The sequence below is a fragment of the Rhizobium sp. AC44/96 genome (assembly GCF_001692185.1).
Lineage (GTDB): Bacteria > Pseudomonadota > Alphaproteobacteria > Rhizobiales > Rhizobiaceae > Rhizobium.
In genome coordinates, this window is record NZ_LXKO01000030.1 from 333,713 (window position 1) to 353,658 (window position 19,946).

A 19,946-nucleotide genomic window follows, 5' to 3' on the forward strand; every position below is an offset into this window, starting at 1 on the left:
CGGTTTCAGGCGATCAGGTGCACATCGTCTTTGCGCCAGGTGACATGGCACTCGGAGGCGCCATCAAGCTTGCGGGCATCGACGCCAGGCACGCGCATGCGGATTGCCTGTGTGCCGAGCTTCCCGATCACGAGAAGGTTGTCGCCGTAGTTGATGGTCGTTTCGATCTTCATCGGCTGACGTTCCGGCTGTGCGGCATCGGCGATGCGGATCATTTCGGGCCGCAGCAGGAGATCGGCCTTGCTGTTGCGTTCGGCGTCACTCGCATGCGTCTCGACGATACCGACGGCGGTTTCAAAACGCCCGTCCCCAAGCGAAGCAGCAGGAATGATGTTGCTGTCGCCGATGAACGAGGCAACGAAGCGCGTCTTCGGCGCGAAATAGATCTCGTTGGGCGAACCGACCTGCTCGATGCGGCCCTGGTTGAACACCGCGATCCGGTCCGACATCGTCATCGCCTCGGTCTGGTCGTGGGTGACGTAAACCATTGTAACTCCGAGATCACGGTGGATACGCTTCAACTCCACCTGCATATGTTCGCGCAGCGCCTTGTCGAGCGCCCCCAGTGGTTCGTCGAGAAGAATGACGTCAGGTTCGAAGACCAGCGCACGGGCAAGCGCCACGCGTTGCTGCTGTCCGCCCGAGAGCTCGGCCGGTACGCGCTTCTCGTAGCCCTGCAGGTTGACCTTCGCCAGCGCTTCGCGGGCACGGCGCTCCTTTTCCTGCTTGGCGACGCCTCGCATGCGCAATGGAAAGGCGACGTTGTCGGCGATCGTCATGTGCGGAAACAGGGCATAGTTCTGGAAGACCATGCCGATGTTGCGCTTGTGCGGCGGTAGGTTGTCGATCGTCAGGTCGCCGAGGCGGATTTCGCCGCTGGTCGGATGCTGGAAACCTGCAATCATCATCAGCGTCGTCGTCTTCCCCGAGCCGGACGGCCCGAGAAACGAGATGAATTCGCCAGCCTTGATATCAAGCGACACGTTGTCTGCCGCCAGATGCTTGCGGTCATATGTCTTGGTGACATTGCTAAGCGTAAGGGAACGGGCATTCATGGCTTTACTCCTCAATCAGGATGCCGCTGCGGCAGGTTGAGTGGCCCCATTTCCTTGGGATTGATCGGCCGCACGGGTTCGGCGGCGGATCAACTGCGGTGCAAGCCAGACACAGATGCCGGCAAGAACCAGAAGGAAGAGGAAGGAAGAGGCAGCAGAGATCGTCGGATCTGCCTCCTGGCGAACGGCATTAAACATCTGGCGCGGCAAGGTCGCCTTGTCCCGTCCCGAGATGAAAAGCGAAATGACGGCTTCGTCGAAGGACGCAATGAAGGCAAACAGGCCGGCCACCGTGAAGGCAGGCCGCAGGATCGGGAAGGTGATCAGGCGGAACGTCGTGAACGGTGATGCACCGAGGTTCATTGCCGCCCGCTCGACCGAACGATCAAAACCCTTCAATGCCGCCGTCAGTATCAGCGTAGACATCGGCATGGCGATGCAACTGTGCGCCAGGATCACGCCGAGATAGCTCTGAACAAGCCGGAGTTGACCGAAGTAGATGTAGTAGCCGAGCGCCATGACGATGGTCGGCACGATCATCGGCAACATGATCAGAAGGTTGAACAGGGCGCGACCGGCGAAGATATGCCTGACAAGTGCAAAGGACGCGGGCACGGAAAACAACATCGTCACACAGACAGTTCCAAGCCCGATCACGAGACTGTTCGTGAGCGGCTGCGTCCAGTTGGGATCCGAGAAGAAGCTGACGTAGTTCGCCAGCGTGTAGCCAGGCGGCGGAAACGTCAGTGACGCCGCGGAGCTGAAGGACATCGGAATAACGATGAACATCGGTGCCGCCACGAAGACGGCGATGAGAAGAGCGAGGGCGCGGATCCACGGATTCATCGGTCAGCTCCCGCCCAAAGCCGTTCAAGGCCGAAGAAGCGATTGTAAACGGCATAGATGATCAGCGTCAGCGCCAGCAGCACGATGGAGATTGCCGAACCGAGCCCGAAGTCCAGCGTCTGTTCGATCTGGTCGCCGATCACGCCTGCGATCATCTGGTCTCTTGGGCTACCGAGAAGCACTGGCATGACGTAGAAACCGAGACAGGAGATGAAGACAAGAGTGCAGCCATTGACGATGCCGGGCGCGCTGAGCGGCAGATACACCGTCATGAATGCTCGAAGAGGATGAGCGCCGAGACTTTCGGCAGCCCTGACATAGAGCGGATCGATCCGCTTCATCACCGCATAGAGCGACATCGTCATGAACGGGATCAGCGCATGAGTCATGGCAAGCGTAGCGCTGAAGGTCGTGTACAGAAGCTTTGGCGCCGGGCTCCAACCAAGCCAGGTCAGCAATGCCGTGACCGGTCCGTGATTGCCGAGGATCACCATCCAGGCATAGGTGCGCACGAGATAGCTCGTCCAGAACGACAGCGCGATCACTGTCAGCAGAAAGGTGGCAAAGCGCTTACTGCCGTTGGCTGCTGCGTAGGCCATTGGATAAGCCAGCAGAAGGCTGAAAAGCGTGACCACGAACGCCGTCTTGAAGGTCTGGAAAAGGACCGACGCAAAGAGCGTGGAGTGCAGCAATTTGGCGAAATTCTGCAATCCCGGCAGCGGCTGAGAAATGCTCATCCAGCCCACATAAGCGAGCGGCACGAGGAAGAAGGCCGTGAGGAAGATCGCCGCCGGCGCCGCCAATGGAATTGGCCCCTGCGTCAAGGCCGAGGATGCCCGGAGTTTCATGATACTGCTCCTTTCCCTCGCTGTAAGGTTCTGGATTGAATGGTTCGATCTGGCGCGCCGGCTTTCGGCGAACGGCTGCAGATCGTTCCAGGGTAAGGGCTTCCGGCCCCGGCACTCGCCGGGACCGGAAGCGTGTTATCAGATGCCGACCCAGCTTTCGAAGCGGGTGGTCAGGTCATCGAGCTGTGGCAGCAACTTTGCACCATCGAGCATGACCGCGCGAGCAAGATGCTCTGGATAGGTCGGCATCGTTTTTGCGATGCCGGCCGGAATGAAGTCGAACGACTTCGGATTCATCGGGCCATTGCTGTCGGCGATGCAGAATTGCGCCAATCCTTCGGCATTCTCGCCGATATGGTTGATCAGCTTGAAGCCGTTTTCGGCATGCGGGCTGTCCTTGGCGACAATCCAGCATCCCTGATCAATCACCGCCTGGTCCCAGACCACCTCGATCGGATCCTTGGACGCCTTCTTCGCGCCGAGCGCGTCGCTGTCCCAAAGGGCGGCGAGATCGACTTCGCCGTCCGCCAGGATCTGCCGCGCCTGCGGTCCCGCCGTCCACCAGACACGAACGTCCGGCTTGATCTTGTCGAGCGACGCGAAAGCGCGATCGAGGTCATAGGGGAAGAGCTTGTCGGCTGGAACACCGTCAGCGAGCAGCGCGATCGCCAGAACGCGTGCCGCATGGCGCTGCAGGCTGCGATTGCCCGGGAATTTCGTCGTATCGAAGAAGTCTGCCCAGTTTTTGGGACCGCCACTTGAGAATTTCGACGCGTTATAGGCCAGCTGCGTGGCAAAGCCATGCGTTGCAAGGCCGTTTTCGTAGACCGCGCCCTTCCAGAGCTTTGCCGGATCAACACGCCCTTCGAACGATTCGAGCAGACCGGCGGCATTGGCGCGGGCAACGTCGGCCACACCAAGCGTCGTCACGTCGAACTCGTAGACACCCGTGGTCTTCTGAGCCGAGAGTTTGGCGAAGGAAATCGGCGAGACCGTGCGGATCTCGATGCCGGTGTCTTTGGTGAACGGGTCGAAGAGGAACTTCTTGACCGCGGCTTCCCAGTCGCCGCCCCATGTGTTGACATAGAGCACATTGTCTTCTGCGGCTGCTGCGCGCCGTACGAACGGAGATGCCAGCATCGCCGCTCCGAAAAGGCCTGCTCCCAATACAGCACGCCGGGAAACCGGTAGAGCTGATGCTATCTTGAACTCATCCATTCGTCTTTCTCCTTAACTCGAACGGTCGGTTGCTTTGCTATTCCCGTGGCGGCTCTTCGTATCGAAGGCGCCATTCTTGTTGTTGGATTCCGGCGTTTTGCCGTATCGATCACTCGGGCCTGAACACTTCGGAATAAAGCCGAAGCCAGTTGCCCCGGAGGATCTTGTTGGCCTCTTCCTGATAGAAGCCGACGCGCAGCAGCGCTGGCGCCACTTCCTTGAGATTGTCCGGCTTCAGAAGCCATTCCGGCTTGGCGACCGCGCCTGGTCTTGCCGCGGATCCCGCACCATACTGGACCGAGCGGGTCCAGCGGCCCTTGCGCATCCAGTCATAGTCGCGTGCCGTGTGATTGTGGGAAATGTCGGTGCCGATGCCGACGTGATCGATGCCTGCGAGGTCGACGGTACGGGCAACCATCTCGCACCAGCCATCGACCGTGGCGCAGGCGGCATCCGGCGTGATGTTTCGATAAGCCACACAACCGATCACGCCGCCGCGCTCGGCAAGCGCCTTGATCACGCGATCGGACTTGTTGCGCTTGTGTTCGAACAGTGAGGCCGCATTCGCATGGGTGATGGCAACCGGCTTCTCTGACCACTCGATGGCGTCGAGCGTCGTCTTGTCGCCGACATGCGAGAGATCGACGAGCATGCCGACGCGGTTCATTTCGCGCACCACGTCCCGCCCAAAGCGGGCAAGACCGCTGTCATTGTCCTCGTAGCAGGACCCGCCCAGCTCGTTCTGATTGTTATAGGTCAGCTGGACGACGCGGACGCCGAGCTCAGCGAAGAACTCGATGAAGGCGATGCGGTCGTCGAACAGATTGGAATTCTGATAGCCGAGAACGACGGCCAGCTTGCCTTCCCTTTCTGCGCGTTCGATATCGGCCGCGGTCCTGGCAATCAGGATCAGGTCGGCATTTTCGCGTTCCATATCACGCCAGCGGGCAAGCGAGTCGAGCGACTCGATCGCACCTTCCCAGAACCCCAGCGTCGGCGTGACGGCGCTGTAACCGCCGCGCTTCAGCGCCTCAAAGGATTCACGGTTGAAATGGCCGCATTGAAGAGCATCGATGATCATGGCTGTTCCACTCAATGTTTGGAAGTCGAGGCGACTGCTTTTGGCGCGTCGGCCAGCAGCAGGGAAAAGTCTGTCTCGTCCTCGTCCTGGCGTCCGATGACCTTGCCGTCAGCCTCGACGATGATCGGGCCGGCATGGCGACGCGACAGGTAGGAATCGGGCGCCAGCGCGTCGGCCGAGCGGTGGAAGAGTGCCCACCACGTTGCCGCGTCGACGCCTAGGCCGCTTTCCCTGATGCGATCTAGGATCGCGATCTCGGAGGCATCGGTCGCCGGCAACACCTTGATTGCTGCGGAACCGCCGGCGCCATCCACCGAAACGATCGCCTTCAGGCCAAAACGTTGCGCCAGGGCCTCAACGACTTTCAACTCGTCGCTTTCGATCTGGTTGCGGACCGTGACGACGCCCTCGCCGTTGCTGCGCAACCTCTCGGTTGCGATATCGAGTGCGGCCAGGGCGACGATCCAGGCGTGCTGTCCGCCGCCGTCGACGACCACGCCCTCGGCGCTGTCGATGATGGTCACGGCATGTGGGTCCGCCCTGCTCAACAGCTCCAGATTGGCATCCAGGCGTGAAAAGCCACCAAGGCCGAGCGCGGCGGAATAGACGGCGCAGTCTCGCAGCGACGGCACAAGACCGGCTTCAACGCGCGCGACCTGAACAAGGCGCTCGAAGACCATGCGCATTTCGCGGAGGCTGACCGTCAAGGTCGAAGGGAGGTTGGATTGGCACGAATTCATAGGCTTGGCTCCGCTGGGTAGAACCACAGGTCGTCGGCGGTTCCTGAGGCGATGTCTTCCGGGAGGGGAGCGCCGTGGAACATGACACCGCGCAGATTGCGGTCGAGGAAGTCGCGGGTCTTGTCGATGCCGTGAATGCCGACATTGAGAAGACGAGTGATATGAGCAGGCGTAAACGCGCCGCTCATGATGTCGGCGTGCGGTGAATGCAGGCCGGTGCCGGCAAGCGCCTGAACGCGGGTGACAATGGCGCGATGTTGCGGATGGGCGAGCAGGAAACGCGCCGTGCTCAGCCCCGGTTCGGCCGCGGCAAGATCTTGATCAAGTGCGACGACCAGCCTTGGCAGATCGAGACCAAGATTGACGACATCTTCGCCAACCTCGGCGGCCGGGCCTCGACGGGGTTCCTCAGCCGTGACCGACTTGTACCAGACGTAGCGATCAGCCGCGGCGATCTTGAGATCAAGCTTGAAGGCCCAGGCGTAGTCGTTCCTGAGAATTTCGCGCAGGCGACTGACCGGCATTTCGGGCCGACCCGTCAGCTCTTCGTCAATCACCAGATCTTCGACGAGAGCATCGGCTTCCTCTGCTACGAGTTCGATCAGCAGCGAGTGCAGCGTTTCCATCGCTTCGGCATGAACGCGGTCAGTGAGCGAGGCTGCCAGCTCGGCGAACGGCTCGCTTTCAAAGCGGCTGCCCGCCTGCCAACGCTCGAGCAGTCTGGCGACCGCCGCGCGGATGACCTGCAGTTCTTCGGCGAGAACGTCGGATCGGGTGACATTTTCGTAAACAGCACGGTCCTGCGCGCGGAAGCGAATTGCCTTGTCGACCAGACCGAGCAGTTTCTCGATTTCGGTGCCGCCCTCGTCCGGTGTTACCGCCTTGGCGCGGGCGATTGCCTCTTCTCTGACGAAGAGCCAGCGCTCGATCAGACGCGGATGATTGTTGACGAACAACATCAGGCCGAGCGCGGAGCCATTGCCGACCCCCAGAAAGCGGCGGAGTTCCTTGGCCATATCTGGCGCCTGTGGCGACCCCAGCCGCGCCAGATGTTGAAGAAGATCCTGTGCGAAGACGCGCATCATATAGGCGCAGAGCATTTGCGCGGCCAGCGACCAGCGCAGGGGGTGATCGCCTTCGTAGGCGAGAAAAGACTTGGTGCCAAAGGTGCCGTTGCCGTCGAGACCGGTATTGCGCATCAGGTAGCAGGTCTGGGCAAGTTCGGACACATTAGGCTGCTGTCCGGCTTTCAAGGCCTGCCGCGCACTTTCGAAGAAGCGGCCACTGCGGTTGGAGCGGCACCAGATCAGCGTGCCTGGGGTCGCGCGTCCCTCGTAGAGCTTCGGCAGCTCGACACGCGTCGTCTCGAAATCCTGCTGGCTCATATTCCCTTCGACGAGCGCGCCCATCATATCCCAGGAACGGCCGATAATGCGGCCGGTGCGGCCATGCGGAGACGGTTCGAAAGAATAGACCGGGAAGCTGAAGCGCCAGGAACCGATCTCGATACGATACTCGGCGACACCATTGCCCTTCTCGTCGATGTCGAAGCGCTTGCATAGAATCTGCCAGCGTTGACGCACTGCCCGGCTCATCAACGCCCGCGACGCGCTAATGCGCGAGGGCTGGATGGCGGCGAGCCGATCGGGTTGCATCATCTCGCCGGGGGATCGCATCAGCCGCGCAATGCGGTGTGCGTCCGATTCCGGAGCGGGTTTCTTCAGGGCTGTCATACTATTGCTCTCCTCGCATACGCCCGGAGCTCGCTGCCGCTGCCGCGACGACGATGTGAGCGCACTTGTCAGTATCAAAACCTGTGAATGGACCGGAAAGCGCGAGCGCGCCGACGCACTCGCCTTGGGCGTCCAGAAGCGGCGCGGCCACTGCCGAGACCGTCCGGGGGCCCTCGACTTCCGAAATGGCGTAGCCGTTTGCCCGCACCTGGGCCATGACCTCATCGCTCGGCAGATCAACGCCTTGAGCCTTCAGTCTTTCGATGATTTCCGGTCGTGCAAAGGACACGAGCACACGCCCGAATGCCGTCCGGTCGAGCCGGAGGTGAGCGCCGACCTTCAGGTCTGCCCTCAGCACGCCGCGCGACTCGACACGACGCACGATGACTGCGTCCTTGCCGTCGAGGACCGCGAGCGACGCGGTTTCGCCGCTCTGCGTGACCATTTCCTCGAGCACGCCAGAAAAGCGCGCCCCGAGATTGGATTGTTCGAGGGCGGCCGCGGCATGGCTGACCACACGGAGCGTCAGACGATAACGGCCGTCTGGCGTCTGCTCGACCCAGCCTGCCTCGACCAGCGTCACGAGCCGCTGATGCGCTGCGCCGCGCGCTTCGCCCAGCTGGCGGGCGACGTCGGCGAGACGCAATGGCTCTGGCGCTGCAGCCACGCAATCAAACGCAGCCAACGTTTTCAGAACTGATGAAAGAGGACGTACCGCCATTTTCTGATCGTTCCCGTGTTTTTCCAGTTGTCAAACATTAGAAGACAATGTATATTTATGTTGGACTCGCAATTAGCATCTGTCAACTCGGTTTTTCCGAGGCTGGCGGAAAATATGCGCGCGCCAAATCGACCGTGTGAGACGGTTCGACAGCGCCGTGCGAGGAAACTTTTTAAAAACAGCGACCTAGACGGTCCGTGGCAACGTTCGTCCCGATGAGGTCAGCGAAGTGTGCGGCTGTGGGCTAAGGAAAAACCGGACTGTGAAGCCGGCTATTCAACCGCTTTCCACCCGCGTTGGGATGCGGGATCGAGCGAGCACCTAAATGGAAAAGCAGCCCACCGCGGCGGCGAAGAGATCGCCGACTCGGCGCACCGTCGGCGTAGCCTCCGCTCAAGGGCGCGCGAAAATGGTGCGGCTCGCGAGGCCCCAAAAAGCGAATGGGCCGCCTCGGTTTAGAGGCAGCCCACCAATATCACAACAATCGAGGCAACCGGTTCAGGCGGCCTGAACGGTCGCATCAAGCGGTATTTCGACGTCGATCTCGAGGATCGACATATGTTCATCACGATCCATCTTCACGCGGACCCGGTCGCTGTCGACCTGCACGTGCTTGGAAATGACGGCCAGGATTTCCTCGCGCAGGACGGAGATAAGATCCGAGCCTGCCGACGAACGTTCGTGAGCCAGCAGAACCTGCAGACGCTCGCGTGCCGCTGGTGCGGTGCGCTGCTTGCCAAAAAACTGGAAAATATTCATGCGGCCCTCCGTCCGAAGATCTTGCCGAAAATGCCGCGCTTTTCGCCAGGGATCGTGATCGGGAGAGTCTCGCCGGTCAGCCTGCGGGCGGCATCGAAATAAGCCATGGCGGGCGCGCTGCGGCTATCTGCCAAGGTAACGGGTGCGCCGATGTTGGAGGCGCGCAGCACATCCATGCTCTCCGGAATAATGCCGATAAGCGGGATGGACAGGATATCGAGGACATCATCGACCTTGAGCATATCGCCACGCTCTGCGCGGGTCGCGTCGTAGCGGGTCAGCAGGAGATGCTTTTCGATCCGCTCTCCACGCTCGGCCTTGGCCGTCTTCGAGTCCAGCAGGCCAATGATGCGGTCCGAATCACGCACCGAGGACACTTCCGGATTGGTGACGACGACGGCGATGTCGGCGTGGCGCATTGCCAGGGTGGCGCCGCGCTCGATGCCAGCGGGGCTGTCGCAGATGATCCAGTCGAAATGCCGCTTCAGGTCGTTGATAACACGTTCGACACCCTCTGCCGTCAGGTTGTCCTTGTCGCGGGTTTGCGAGGCCGGCAGCAGGAACAACGTTTCCAGCCGCTTGTCACGGATGAGCGCCTGGGAGAGCTTGGCATCACCCTGAATGACATTGATCAGGTCGTAGACGACCCTGCGCTCTGCGCCCATCACGAGATCGAGGTTGCGCAACCCGACGTCGAAATCGACAACGACGACCTTTTCGTTACGCTGCGCCAGGGCCGCTCCGAGTGCGGCCGTCGAGGTGGTCTTGCCAACCCCGCCCTTGCCTGACGTGACTACGATCACTTTCCCCATCTTGCTCTCCTATGCCCTAGCCGGCCACCGGCCTAGATAAGTTTCTCTGCCATGATCGCATCATCTTCGAGCCAGAGCTGAACCGCCTGGCCGCGAAGATTAGGTGTCATGTCGTCTGCCATTTTGTAGATGCCGTCGATCGCCACGAGTTCAGCCTCGAGCTTGCGGCAGAATATCCGCGCGGACGCATTGCCGATCGATCCGGCCATCGCTCGTCCTCGCAAGGTTCCGTAGATATGGATCGAGCCGCCGGCGATGATCTCCGCACCCGATGCAACGGATCCGACGACCGTTACGTCGCCTTCCGGGAAGATCACCGATTGGCCCGAGCGCACCGGCTCCCTCAAAACGATGGACTGCGTCGTCGATGGTTGCACAGGTGCTCGCACATCAGTCGACGACGGGCGCTCTTGCGGCTCGACAGTGGCTTCCTTCTCTGCGATCGCCGCGTCGGCAACCGGGCGGCCACCCTTGAGCGACGGCGGCATGCCTGGCCCCAGCAGCGAGGGCCGCCCGCCCTCGATGCCCATGATGCTGACATTGCGCGCAGCAAGCTCCGCAATCAGGTCCTTCAGCTGAGCCCGGTCGATCGGCAGATCACTCACGTCGAGCACAACGGGACGCCCGAGAAAGAAACCGGCCGAACGCGCCGCAAGGTCATCGAGTCGAACCAACCAGTCATCGAATGGCAGGTCCGGCGATAGCATGACCGCGAGGAAAGAGCGGCCCTTGATACGGATCGAGCGAGCGTCTGTTAGCACTTTGGTCATCTATGTTAAGAAATCGTTGATCCTGTTTATCGTCCAGGATGGTTAACAAAAGGTTAACGCGACGGGTTTCGGGCGATCACGAAGCGTGTGTTCCGAAATTAAAAAGTGGGTGTTTCAGGAAACATTCTGGCACGCCGTTCCTGTGCCAAGCGAAGCGACTGAAATCACCACCACAGCTCTCATGCCTTTGAAAAAGCTGACCATATTGGCAATGAGCGACTCGGATTTTGCCGAAGGCTCTTCTGCGCAAAGGACGCATCGCATCCTTTATCGAGCGGCCCGCCGTTGAAGGATGCGATTCAGGTGCCGGAGCAGCCAATCCAGCGTCTCAGGCTTGCGCCTTATGCAGACGGTTATAGGCGCCGTCGCGCGCGACGAGATCGTGATGCGTTCCTTGTTCAACGATACCATTGGCGTCGATCACGACGATACGATCGGCGCTGCGGATGGTTGCCAGGCGGTGCGCGATGATCAGCGTCGTGCGGCCCTTGGCCAGTTCCGCTAGCGACTTCTGGATCGCCCGCTCGGTTTCGGTGTCCAGCGCCGACGTCGCCTCGTCGAGAATCAAAATCGGCGGGTTCTTGAGGAACATCCTGGCGATCGCCAGTCTCTGCTTCTGGCCACCCGACAGCTTGACACCGCGCTCGCCAATGACCGTGTCCAAGCCATCCGGCAAGGCTGCGATCATTTCGTCGAGCTTGGCGCGCTCGGCGGCGGCAACAATGTCGGCCTCCGGGGCGCCCAGACGACCGTAGGCGATATTCTCCCGGATGGTGCCCGCAAACAGGAAGACATCCTGCTGTACGATGCCGATCTGGCGACGCAGGGACGACAGCGTCATATTGCGGATGTCGATGCCATCGACCGAAATCGTTCCACCCGTGACCTCATAGAAGCGCGGTAGCAGGGAACAGATCGTCGTCTTACCCGCCCCCGATGGCCCGACGAACGCGACAGTTTCGCCGGCACGGATCGTCAAGTCGACCCTGTCGAGCACGGTCCTTCCATCCGTGTAGCCGAACGACACGGCATCATAGGTTATTTGTCCGTTGAGATGCTCGACGGTGATCGCTTCTGCGACGTCCGAGATATCCGGCTCGGTATCGAGCAATTCGGTAAAGCGGCGGAAGCCCGCGATGCCCTTCGGATATGATTCAATGACGGAATTGATCTTCTCGACCGGTCGGAAGAACACTGCAACAAGAAGCAGGAAACCGATGAAGCCGCCTGCCGTGAGTTCTCCAGCGAGCACAAAATAGCTCCCCGCGATCATCACGACCATCTGCGTCAGGCGCATGGCCATGTAGCTCAGCGACGTGCTGGCCGCCATGATACGGTAAGCCTCGAGTTTCGTTCGGCGATAATTCTGGTTATCCGTCTCGAAGAGACCGCGCTCGTGATCCTCATTGGCGAAAGCCTGGACCACGCGCACACCGCCCACGCTTTCCTCGATGCGGACATTGAAGTCACCCACGCGCCCGAACAAGGTGCGGGCGTTCCGGCTCATCCTGGCGCCGTAACGGCTGGTGAGCCAGGCCGTCAACGGAACAATCGCCGCCGTGATCAAAGCCAACTGCCAGTTGACGGTGAGCATCAGGATGAGAGCCCCGGCAAACGTCATGGCGGCAATGAAGAGGTCCTCAGGACCATGGTGGGCGACCTCTCCGATTTCCTCAAGGTCCTTGGTCAATCGCCCGACCAGATGTCCGGTCTTCTGGTTGTCGTAGTAGCTGAACGAAAGTTTCTGCAGATGGTCGAAAGCCGTGCGGCGCATATCCGTTTCGATATTGATGCCGAGCATGTGGCCCCAATAGGTCACGACCGCCATCAGACCGGTGTTGATGGCATAAACCGCTATCAGGCCGGCCGAAGCCAGGAGAATAAGCAGCCAGTCGTGGCTCAACAGCAGGCGGTCGACGAACAGCTTCACCGCCATCGGGAAGCCAAGCTCCAGCAGGCCGGAGACAATGGCGCAGCCGAAGTCGAGAATAAACAAGCCCCGGTATGGGCGATAATAAGCAAAAAAGCGGCTGAGCATTCGACCTTACTTCATTGTCGCTTGAAAAGCGTCCCGATGCGGGCTCCGAGAAATATGATGCGAGTTCTCATATTTCCCCCCGAAAGCCAACAGGGAAAGTTGGTCGATACCTCTTTGAGGCGAACACGCTGGCGTTACCGGCGCTACAGCCTTGTCTATACGCGGCTCCCTGATCGCCAGGAACGACGCGTCAATCAACGCCATCGCCTCAATACCAGGCGCCCGGTCCGGGACCCCAATGGTAGGATTCATACTCGGAAAGTGAACGTTCGGCGTCTCCACGTCGATCGCGAGACCTGGTTTCCAGCGATGGCGAGAACCAGCGCACGAAGCGGGCTTTCACGGCATGAACGAAATTGACTGTCATGCTGACCTCCGTTTTTTTAAACGCGTTGTCGCACTGCATCACCCGATCTGCGAATGTCGCCGGGCATTGGCCAGCAGCTTGTCCGGTGAGGCGAACGTGCCAAAAAGCATCAGAAGACGGTTCTCCTCCCTCTTGTCGAGGCGATATCGTCGGGCGAAATCGAAGACGCTCCAGAGTTCCTCGGATAAGGATGGATGCTCAACCTTGGCCATGCCTGCCTCCTGTGCCTGCGGGTGAAAAGAGGCCCAAGTATTCCCTACAAAAATAGCAGACTAAAGAAAGGCTCGTCTCTGTTTGCTCGGCGTTATGGAAAAACCATCCATGAGGATCGCCGCGTACGTCCTTTACGGTGCGCACATCTCAAGCCCGGCGATCGGGTTTTTCGCAGCCCCGCGCCCCCTGCGCGCGGCCATGCGCTCGCAACTCATGTGGGCGGATCCATCCAGATTGTGTTTCGAGCATATACGTCTGTCGCGGCTGGCAAGAAGGAAATTTCCTGCCTCGAATCGTCGTCTTGAACCGGGCATCGTGGGGCAAATGGAACCCGGAGAGACCCTATGAATGCGCCTTTGCACGAACTGACACCTGACAGCGTGGCCACGAATTTGCTTGAAAACGAACAGCAAGTGATCACTGCCGCACAGGAGCTCGCAGCGCGATTTGCAGCCTCGGCCTCCCGGCGCGATAGCGATAGATTGCTGCCCTTCGAAGAGCTGGATCAACTGGCTCAGTCCGGGCTTCTGGCAATCACGGTGCCTTCGCAATATGGCGGGCTCGATGTGTCGAATGCCGTCCTGGCAGAGGTGACGGCGATCCTTTCCGAGGCAGATAGCTCGATCGGGCAAATTCCGCAGAACCATTTCTATATCTTGGAAGCCCTACGCACCGATGGCAGCGAAGAACAGAAGCGTTATTTCTTCGGCAGGGCGCTGGCCGGCGATCGCTTCGGCAACGCACTCTCCGAGCGCGGCACCAAGACGGTCGGTCACTACAACACGCTGATCACGCCGGACGGACCGGGCTACCGCATCAACGGCCAGAAGTACTACTCGACCGGCGTGATCTTCGCCGACTGGATCACGATCTTCGCCGTCGATACCGAGGACCGGTTGGTCATGGCTTTTGTGCCGAAGGGAACCGAAGGCGTCGAGATCGTCGATGACTGGGACGGTTTCGGCCAACGCACGACCGGCAGCGGAACGACCGTGCTGAACAACGTCTACGTCAGGGCCGATTCCGTCGTCCTCCACCACAAGGGCTTCGAACGGCCGACCACGATCGGTTCGGTCGGGCAGATCATTCATGCCGGTGTCGATCTGGGTATCGCCCGGGCGGCTTTTGCTGAAACGCTTGACTTCGTACGCACGAAATCCCGGCCCTGGACGAACAGCGGCGTCGACCGCGCATCCGACGATCCGCTGACGATCGCCAAGGTTGGCGATATCGCCATCAAGCTTGAGGCCGCAACAGCCCTGGTCGAGCGCGCCGGTCGCAAGGTCGATGCGGCACAGATCGACACGACCGAGGCGAAGGTTGTCGAGGCCACGCTGTCCGTGGCCGCAGCCAAGGTTTTGACGACGGAAATCGCCATCGAAGCGTCGAACACACTTTTCGACCTGGCCGGTACATCCTCGGTGAAGCTCGGGCTCAATCTCGATCGGCACTGGCGAAACGCCCGTACGCATACCTTGCACGATCCGGTGCGCTGGAAACACCACGTGGTGGGCAACTACCACCTGAACGGCGTGACGCCGCCGAAAAGCGGCGCGCTCTAGGCTGTATTCGCCTAACGAAAAACCCCATTCCCGGCAGCGGGAATGGGGTTTTCTTTCTCGCGAGGAAAGGCCGACATCAGCTGTAGAGACTGACCTCGGGAATCTTGCCATTCAGCACGAACTCGCCAACTTCCTTGGCCTTGTAGAACACGGGATCGTGGAGCGTGTGAGTGCGGACATTGCGCCAGAAACGATCGAAGCGGTAGGCGTCCGCCGTCGATCGTGCACCCGTCAGTTCGAAGACGCGTGAGGTGATATCAAGCGAGACGTTGGTGGCATGCACCTTGGCGGCGTAGGCTTCCGCCGCCGCTTCCCCACGTTCGCTCGCGGTTACGGCATGTCCCTTGGCGAGAGCCGCCTGGACTGCCGCCGCGGCATTGTCGGCCAATGCGGCAGAGGCCTTGAGAGCGGCAGTAAACTCTCCGACCCGCTCCAGGATATAGGGATCATCGGCGGCGCGTGCGACGCCCGATGTGATCCACGGCCGCGTTGTCGTGCGCACGTAGTCGATGGCGGCCTGCAAGGCACCTTCGGCCGTTCCGAGATAAAAATTGACGAAGACGAGCTGGATGAAGGGCGTGTTGAATGTCGATAGCACCGGCGGTGCGACGTCAGGTGCCGCCGGCGCGCCCACAAAATCCTCCGCGTTGACTGGGAAATCGCGGAACTCGACGCTGCCGCTATCAGACAGGCGCTGCCCGAAATTATCCCAATCATCATTGGCGATGTAACCCGGCCGGTCGGTTGGGACCGCAAAGCCGACGATCTTGTCACCCAACGCCGCATTGGCATTGATGTAATCCGACACATGCGCGGCGGTCGAGAACGACTTTCGACCGTTCAGAACGTAGCCGTTGCCGCGCTTCGTCAGGACCAGGCCGGGATCGCGCGGATTGACCGCCGCGCCCCAGTAGAGGTTCTTGGCAACGGTCTCCGCTCCGAGCGCATTGGCGCGCGCGGCATCGAGCGCCCAGCAGACATACTGACTGTTGACGAAGTGGTAGCCGAGCAGCTGGCCGATCGAGCTTTCGCCGCGCGCGAGAATGCGTACCAGCCGAAGACCATCGACCCAATCGAGCCCCGCCCCGCCGATCTGCGACGCATGCAGCGCATTGAGCAGCCCGGCATTCTTGAGCTTGACGATCTCGCCCAGCGGCGGGCGCCCTTCGCGGTCAAGCGCGGCGGCGCGCTTTGAAAGATCAGTCGAAATTTCTTCCGCACGCGCGAAGATCTGCTCTCGCGTCGTGCTGCGGTTGGTCGCGAAAACGACATTGGACTGGCTCATGGATGAGACCTCCGGTTCTATCAAAAAGATCCGGCGGGAGCCGCACGACACCCGCCGGAAGATCGAGGCAGGCAGCTTAGAAAAGCTTGTCCGGAATCCAGCTCGCGGTCGCCGCATCGCTGGTGCTGAAGGCCGGTATTTTCTGCGCCAGGTCTTCGATCGTCTTGACACCGGCGGCGCGCAGGCTTTCCTGCGTGAGCAGCGTCGGCTTTACGGTGATCTGGTGGGGAATTTCCTGCCCGGCAATCTGAAGGGCTGCGGCGCGCACCGATACAGCGCCGACAACAGCGGGGTTCGTCGCGACGGTGGCGACCCACGGGCTTCCTTCCTCGGTGATTTCCTGGATATCGGCAGTCGACACATCCGCCGAGTAGATCTTGAGCTTGTTCGAAATGCCGAGATCGTTGGCTGCAAGCTTCACGCCGCGCGCGAATTCATCATAAGGCGCGAAGACGACGCTGATATCTGGGTTAGCCGTCAGCGCAGCCTTGGCCTGGTCGGCAGTCGACGTTGCTGTCGTGTCGCTGACATTGCCGAAATGAGCCTTTTCAACGACGCCCGCATTCTCCGACTTGAACTTTTCCCAGACCTCGTTGCGACGGTCGAGCGGCGCGAAGCCGGCAACGTAGACGTAGCCGGCGTTAAAGCTCTTGCCGTTTTCCTTGACGGCCTGCTCAAGCGCCAGGCGAGCCAGCTCATGATCGCTCTGTTCCACCTGCGGAACCTTGGGATTGTTCAGATTGACGTCGAAGGCAACGACCTTGATGCCCTTGTCCAGCGCCTGCTGCACCACGTCGCCAAGCGATTCCGGCAGGCCATGATCGATCACGATGCCAGAGACGCCGAGGTTGATCGCCTGGAGGATCTGCTCGCGCTGCTGGGCTGCGTCCTGTCGTCCCGGGAAGACGCGCAGGTCTATATCGAGTGCCTTTGCCTGCGCTTCGGCGCCCGCTTGGTAGGCCTGGAAGAAATCGCCCGCGGAAATATAGCTGATCAGCGCCAGCTTCACGTCTCCCTTGTCGAAAGGAGTCGGCGCGCCGGCGATGCCTGCGGCAGAGGCCGCTTGCGAGAACAGGAGAGGAATGACGGCGGTAGATAAAGCGAGCCGTACAAGGGATTTCATCGTCGCGATCCTTCTGATCAATCGGAAGCGCCGTCTGATGGGCTGAGTGGTTCCCGGCGACGCGTGAATTTATTAGATATAATCTCTATGTTTTTAGTAGATTAAATGATGCGATTTTACGATCGCGAGGAGATTCTTTGTTCCCGGCGCTGTCCATCGACGGGAAAGCCTTGCTGGAGCTTAGCGGGCTGACCGAGGCAATATTCGGGCTCCGAAGCAGACCGGAACAGCTTTTGATGCCGCTTCTCAATGTCGAAAATATAACCCGCAATTTCGGGTCCACCCGCGCACTTGCGGGTGCCAGTCTAACGATCGAACGAGGCGAGATCGTCGCGTTGATGGGCGCCAACGGCGCTGGCAAGTCGACGTTGGTCAAGATTCTCTCAGGCGTCGTTTCCGCGGATGGCGGCACAGTCCATCTGAATGGCCAGCCCTTTGCGCCACACAGCCCTTCGCAAGCGGCAAAGGCCGGCGTCGTCACCGTTCACCAATCGACCGATCTGGTCGGTGCCCCGGGCCTGACGGTCGCCGACGCCCTGCTCCTCAACCGCTTTGCCGAACGAAGCACGCCCTTCTTCCTGTCGCGCGCCAGCGTTCGCCGCGAGGCAAAAACACTACTGGACGCCGCAGGTTTCTCCTTGCCGCTCGACCGTGACTTCGGCGATCTCGCCGCCGCGGACCGGCAGTTGGTTGCGATTGCCCGCGCAGTGGCCAACAAGGCCGAGCTGTTGATCCTGGACGAGCCGACCGCGAGCCTTTCAGGCGAGGAGAGCCGTCGGCTTTTCGACATCCTCCTGCGCCTGCGCGCTCAGGGTCTCGCGATCCTCTACATTTCCCACCGCACCGCCGACCTGCAAGCCATTGCCGACCGTGCACTTGTGATGCGTGGTGGCCAGGTCGTTGGCAGCTTTGCGCGCCCGATCGACTTCGCAAGTGCGATCGAGACGATGATCGGGCGCCGACTGGAAGCGGCGCGGGCGGATACCCGCGCTACGACCGGCCCCGTCATCTTCGAGATGCGCAATGCGGAGTTGCTTGCCGCAAGCGAACCCTTCGACTTGAGCCTCCATGAGGGCGAAGTCGTCGCCATCACCGGTGTACTCGGCGCCGGCAAGAGCCGCCTTCTATCCGCTATCTTCGGTGTGACCAGGCTTGCCGGCGGGGATATGTCCCTCGATGGCAACCCCTACCGTCCGGCATCCCCGTCCGACGCAATCGCCGCCGGTGTCGCCATGGCGGCGGAGGACAGACACCGTTCCTCGCTCATGCCTGCCGGGTGGCCGGGCAATTCGCTGGCGGCCACCATCAGCCTGCCGCATCTCGCCAAATGGTATTCGAACGGTTTCCTGTTCGGCCGTCGCGAGCAGCGCGAGGCCAAAGAGGCCATTGCCCGCCTTGGCATCAAGGCGGGCGGCCCACTTGCCTCGGTCTGGACCCTCTCCGGCGGCAATCAGCAGAAGGCGGTGATCGCCCGCTGGGAGGCGGAGCCAAGCCGGCTGCTGCTGCTCGACGAACCCTTTCAGGGTGTCGACATAGGCGCCCGGCACGACATCATTCAGGCAATCCGCGCTCGCACGGATCGCGCCACCCTCATTGCGACATCCGATCCGGAGGAGGCCTACGAGGTCGCCGACCGCATTCTGGTCATCGACGGTCACACGCTGCGGCCGGTGGCCGGAGGCGCCTCTTCCCTTTCCGCCATTCAGGAACTTTCCGCATGACGACGATCGACGACGACCTCCTTGCAAAGCCAGGCGTAACGAAACCAGCCACCACTGCCGGCAGCCGCATGGTCGCGCTCGGTGGCTTCCTGCGCGCCGGCGCAGTCTTCATCCTTCTCGGCCTGATGCTGGTCGGCTTCACGCTCGCACAACCGGCCTTCATCAATATCGGTAACCTGATGAGCATCCTGCAGGCGGTATCGGTGGTCGCCATTCTCGGCGCCGGCGTTACCGTCACGCTCGCCGTCGGCGGCTTCGACCTGTCGATCGGGGCTGTTGCCGCATCGAGCGTCATGGCGGCAAGCTACGCAATGATCGTCTGGCATCTCGATGCCCTTGCCACCGTGCCGCTCGTTCTTGCATTCGGCGCCCTCATCGGTCTGGTCAACGCCTACCTTATTGTCCGCCTTCGCGTGCCGGATCTGCTCGCAACGTTGGCCATGATGTTCCTACTCTCTGGATTGCAGCTTATCCCGACAGCAGGCCGCTCGATCTCTGCCGGCCTCGTGCTTCCCGACGGCTCCAAGGCAACCGGAGCCTACGATCCGGCCTTCCTGCTGATCGGCCGATACAGCATCTTCGGCGTTCTGCCGATATCGGTCGTACTGATGGCCCTTGTTGCAATCGTCCTCTTCGTCCTAACCGAGCGCACCCGCATCGGCCGGCTGCTCTTTGCCACCGGCGGCAACGAAGTGGCGACCCGGCTTGCCGGCGCCTCGACGACGCGGTTGAAGACGCTCGCCTACGTCATATCTGGAACGCTTGCCGCATTGGGCGGAATCGTCATCGCCGCCCGCGTCGGTCGCGGCGATGTATCCTCAGGCGGCTCGCTGCTGATGGACGCCGTCGCTGCGGCGCTCATCGGCTTCGCCGTGCTCAACCTGCGCCGTCCGAACGTACTCGGCACGATCGCCGGCGCTGTCTTCGTCGGCGTGCTCCTGAATGGCCTGACCATGCTCAATGCCCCCTATTACACCCAGGACTTCGTCAAGGGCGCGGTGCTCGTCGGCGCGCTCGCCCTGACCTATGGCCTCGGCCGCAGCAATCCCTGAAT

At 60.9% G+C, this 19,946-nt stretch carries 19 protein-coding genes and 1 pseudogene; 4 read left to right on the forward strand and 16 right to left on the reverse strand.

Annotated features, from left to right (window positions below):
• Window positions 1-5: 5 nt before the first annotated feature.
• From A6U87_RS21300 to A6U87_RS21355, 12 genes are all read right to left on the reverse strand, one after another.
• Entirely contained in the window at window positions 6-1,055 is a 1,050-nt protein-coding gene (locus tag A6U87_RS21300) for an ABC transporter ATP-binding protein (protein WP_065693291.1), read from the reverse strand.
• A gap of 15 nt (window positions 1,056-1,070) precedes the next feature.
• Window positions 1,071-1,901, reverse strand: a complete 831-nt coding sequence (locus A6U87_RS21305) for an ABC transporter permease (RefSeq protein ID WP_065693292.1) — start codon at window positions 1,899-1,901, stop codon at window positions 1,071-1,073.
• Window positions 1,898-2,749 (reverse strand): ABC transporter permease, encoded by an 852-nt coding sequence (locus A6U87_RS21310; protein ID WP_065693293.1) that lies wholly within the window; start codon window positions 2,747-2,749, stop codon window positions 1,898-1,900. Before A6U87_RS21310 ends, A6U87_RS21305 begins: the two co-directional genes overlap by 4 nt.
• A gap of 138 nt (window positions 2,750-2,887) precedes the next feature.
• Complete coding sequence (locus A6U87_RS21315; protein ID WP_065693294.1) at window positions 2,888-3,967, reverse strand: extracellular solute-binding protein; 1,080 nt, start codon at window positions 3,965-3,967, stop codon at window positions 2,888-2,890.
• A gap of 109 nt (window positions 3,968-4,076) precedes the next feature.
• On the reverse strand, window positions 4,077-5,048 hold the full coding sequence (locus A6U87_RS21320; protein ID WP_065693295.1) for a membrane dipeptidase: 972 nt from the start codon (window positions 5,046-5,048) through the stop codon (window positions 4,077-4,079).
• An 11-nt stretch (window positions 5,049-5,059) separates the two neighbouring features.
• Window positions 5,060-5,788 (reverse strand): hypothetical protein, encoded by a 729-nt coding sequence (locus tag A6U87_RS21325; RefSeq protein ID WP_065693296.1) that lies wholly within the window; start codon window positions 5,786-5,788, stop codon window positions 5,060-5,062.
• Window positions 5,785-7,521 (reverse strand): hypothetical protein, encoded by a 1,737-nt coding sequence (locus A6U87_RS21330; RefSeq protein WP_065693297.1) that lies wholly within the window; start codon window positions 7,519-7,521, stop codon window positions 5,785-5,787. The genes A6U87_RS21325 and A6U87_RS21330 overlap by 4 nt, the downstream gene beginning before the upstream one ends.
• Before the next feature lies 1 nt (window position 7,522).
• A complete protein-coding gene (locus A6U87_RS21335; protein ID WP_065693298.1) occupies window positions 7,523-8,242 on the reverse strand; it encodes an IclR family transcriptional regulator in 720 nt (239 codons plus the stop codon).
• Between the two features lie 498 nt (window positions 8,243-8,740).
• Complete coding sequence (gene minE / locus A6U87_RS21340; protein WP_065693299.1) at window positions 8,741-9,001, reverse strand: cell division topological specificity factor MinE; 261 nt, start codon at window positions 8,999-9,001, stop codon at window positions 8,741-8,743.
• Window positions 8,998-9,813, reverse strand: a complete 816-nt coding sequence (minD, locus tag A6U87_RS21345) for a septum site-determining protein MinD (RefSeq protein WP_065693300.1) — start codon at window positions 9,811-9,813, stop codon at window positions 8,998-9,000. The genes minE and minD overlap by 4 nt, the downstream gene beginning before the upstream one ends.
• A gap of 32 nt (window positions 9,814-9,845) precedes the next feature.
• Window positions 9,846-10,583: a septum site-determining protein MinC gene (gene minC / locus A6U87_RS21350; protein WP_065693301.1), complete on the reverse strand. Its 738-nt coding sequence runs from the start codon at window positions 10,581-10,583 to the stop codon at window positions 9,846-9,848.
• A 328-nt stretch (window positions 10,584-10,911) separates the two neighbouring features.
• On the reverse strand, window positions 10,912-12,573 hold the full coding sequence (locus A6U87_RS21355; protein ID WP_369327663.1) for an ABC transporter ATP-binding protein: 1,662 nt from the start codon (window positions 12,571-12,573) through the stop codon (window positions 10,912-10,914).
• Between A6U87_RS21355 and A6U87_RS30725 the strand changes: the two are divergent.
• Window positions 12,478-12,672 (forward strand): annotated as a pseudogene (locus A6U87_RS30725) (hypothetical protein); the annotation flags it as partial. The gene A6U87_RS21355 and the pseudogene A6U87_RS30725 overlap by 96 nt on opposite strands.
• A 157-nt stretch (window positions 12,673-12,829) precedes the next feature.
• Here A6U87_RS30725 and A6U87_RS29955 read toward each other — a convergent pair.
• Complete coding sequence (locus tag A6U87_RS29955) at window positions 12,830-12,988, reverse strand: hypothetical protein (RefSeq protein ID WP_158007291.1); 159 nt, start codon at window positions 12,986-12,988, stop codon at window positions 12,830-12,832.
• A 38-nt stretch (window positions 12,989-13,026) separates the two neighbouring features.
• Window positions 13,027-13,200: a hypothetical protein gene (locus tag A6U87_RS30210; RefSeq protein WP_198928737.1), complete on the reverse strand. Its 174-nt coding sequence runs from the start codon at window positions 13,198-13,200 to the stop codon at window positions 13,027-13,029.
• 345 nt (window positions 13,201-13,545) lie between these two features.
• Between A6U87_RS30210 and A6U87_RS21370 the strand changes: the two genes are divergently transcribed.
• A complete protein-coding gene (locus A6U87_RS21370; protein ID WP_065693305.1) occupies window positions 13,546-14,763 on the forward strand; it encodes an SfnB family sulfur acquisition oxidoreductase in 1,218 nt (405 codons plus the stop codon).
• A gap of 76 nt (window positions 14,764-14,839) precedes the next feature.
• On the opposite strand, the gene A6U87_RS21375 is transcribed toward A6U87_RS21370, so the two are convergent.
• Together A6U87_RS21375 and A6U87_RS21380 are read right to left on the reverse strand one after the other, a co-directional pair.
• On the reverse strand, window positions 14,840-16,048 hold the full coding sequence (locus tag A6U87_RS21375) for an acyl-CoA dehydrogenase family protein (protein WP_065693306.1): 1,209 nt from the start codon (window positions 16,046-16,048) through the stop codon (window positions 14,840-14,842).
• A 76-nt stretch (window positions 16,049-16,124) separates the two neighbouring features.
• Window positions 16,125-17,171, reverse strand: coding sequence for a substrate-binding domain-containing protein (locus tag A6U87_RS21380; RefSeq protein WP_065693307.1), 1,047 nt, complete (start codon window positions 17,169-17,171; stop codon window positions 16,125-16,127).
• Between the two features lie 236 nt (window positions 17,172-17,407).
• On the opposite strand from A6U87_RS21380, the gene A6U87_RS21385 reads away from it, so the two are divergent.
• Window positions 17,408-18,892 (forward strand): sugar ABC transporter ATP-binding protein, encoded by a 1,485-nt coding sequence (locus tag A6U87_RS21385; protein WP_065693392.1) that lies wholly within the window; start codon window positions 17,408-17,410, stop codon window positions 18,890-18,892.
• Window positions 18,889-19,944, forward strand: a complete 1,056-nt coding sequence (locus A6U87_RS21390; RefSeq protein WP_065693308.1) for an ABC transporter permease — start codon at window positions 18,889-18,891, stop codon at window positions 19,942-19,944. Before A6U87_RS21385 ends, A6U87_RS21390 begins: the two co-directional genes overlap by 4 nt.
• Window positions 19,945-19,946 lie beyond the last annotated feature (2 nt).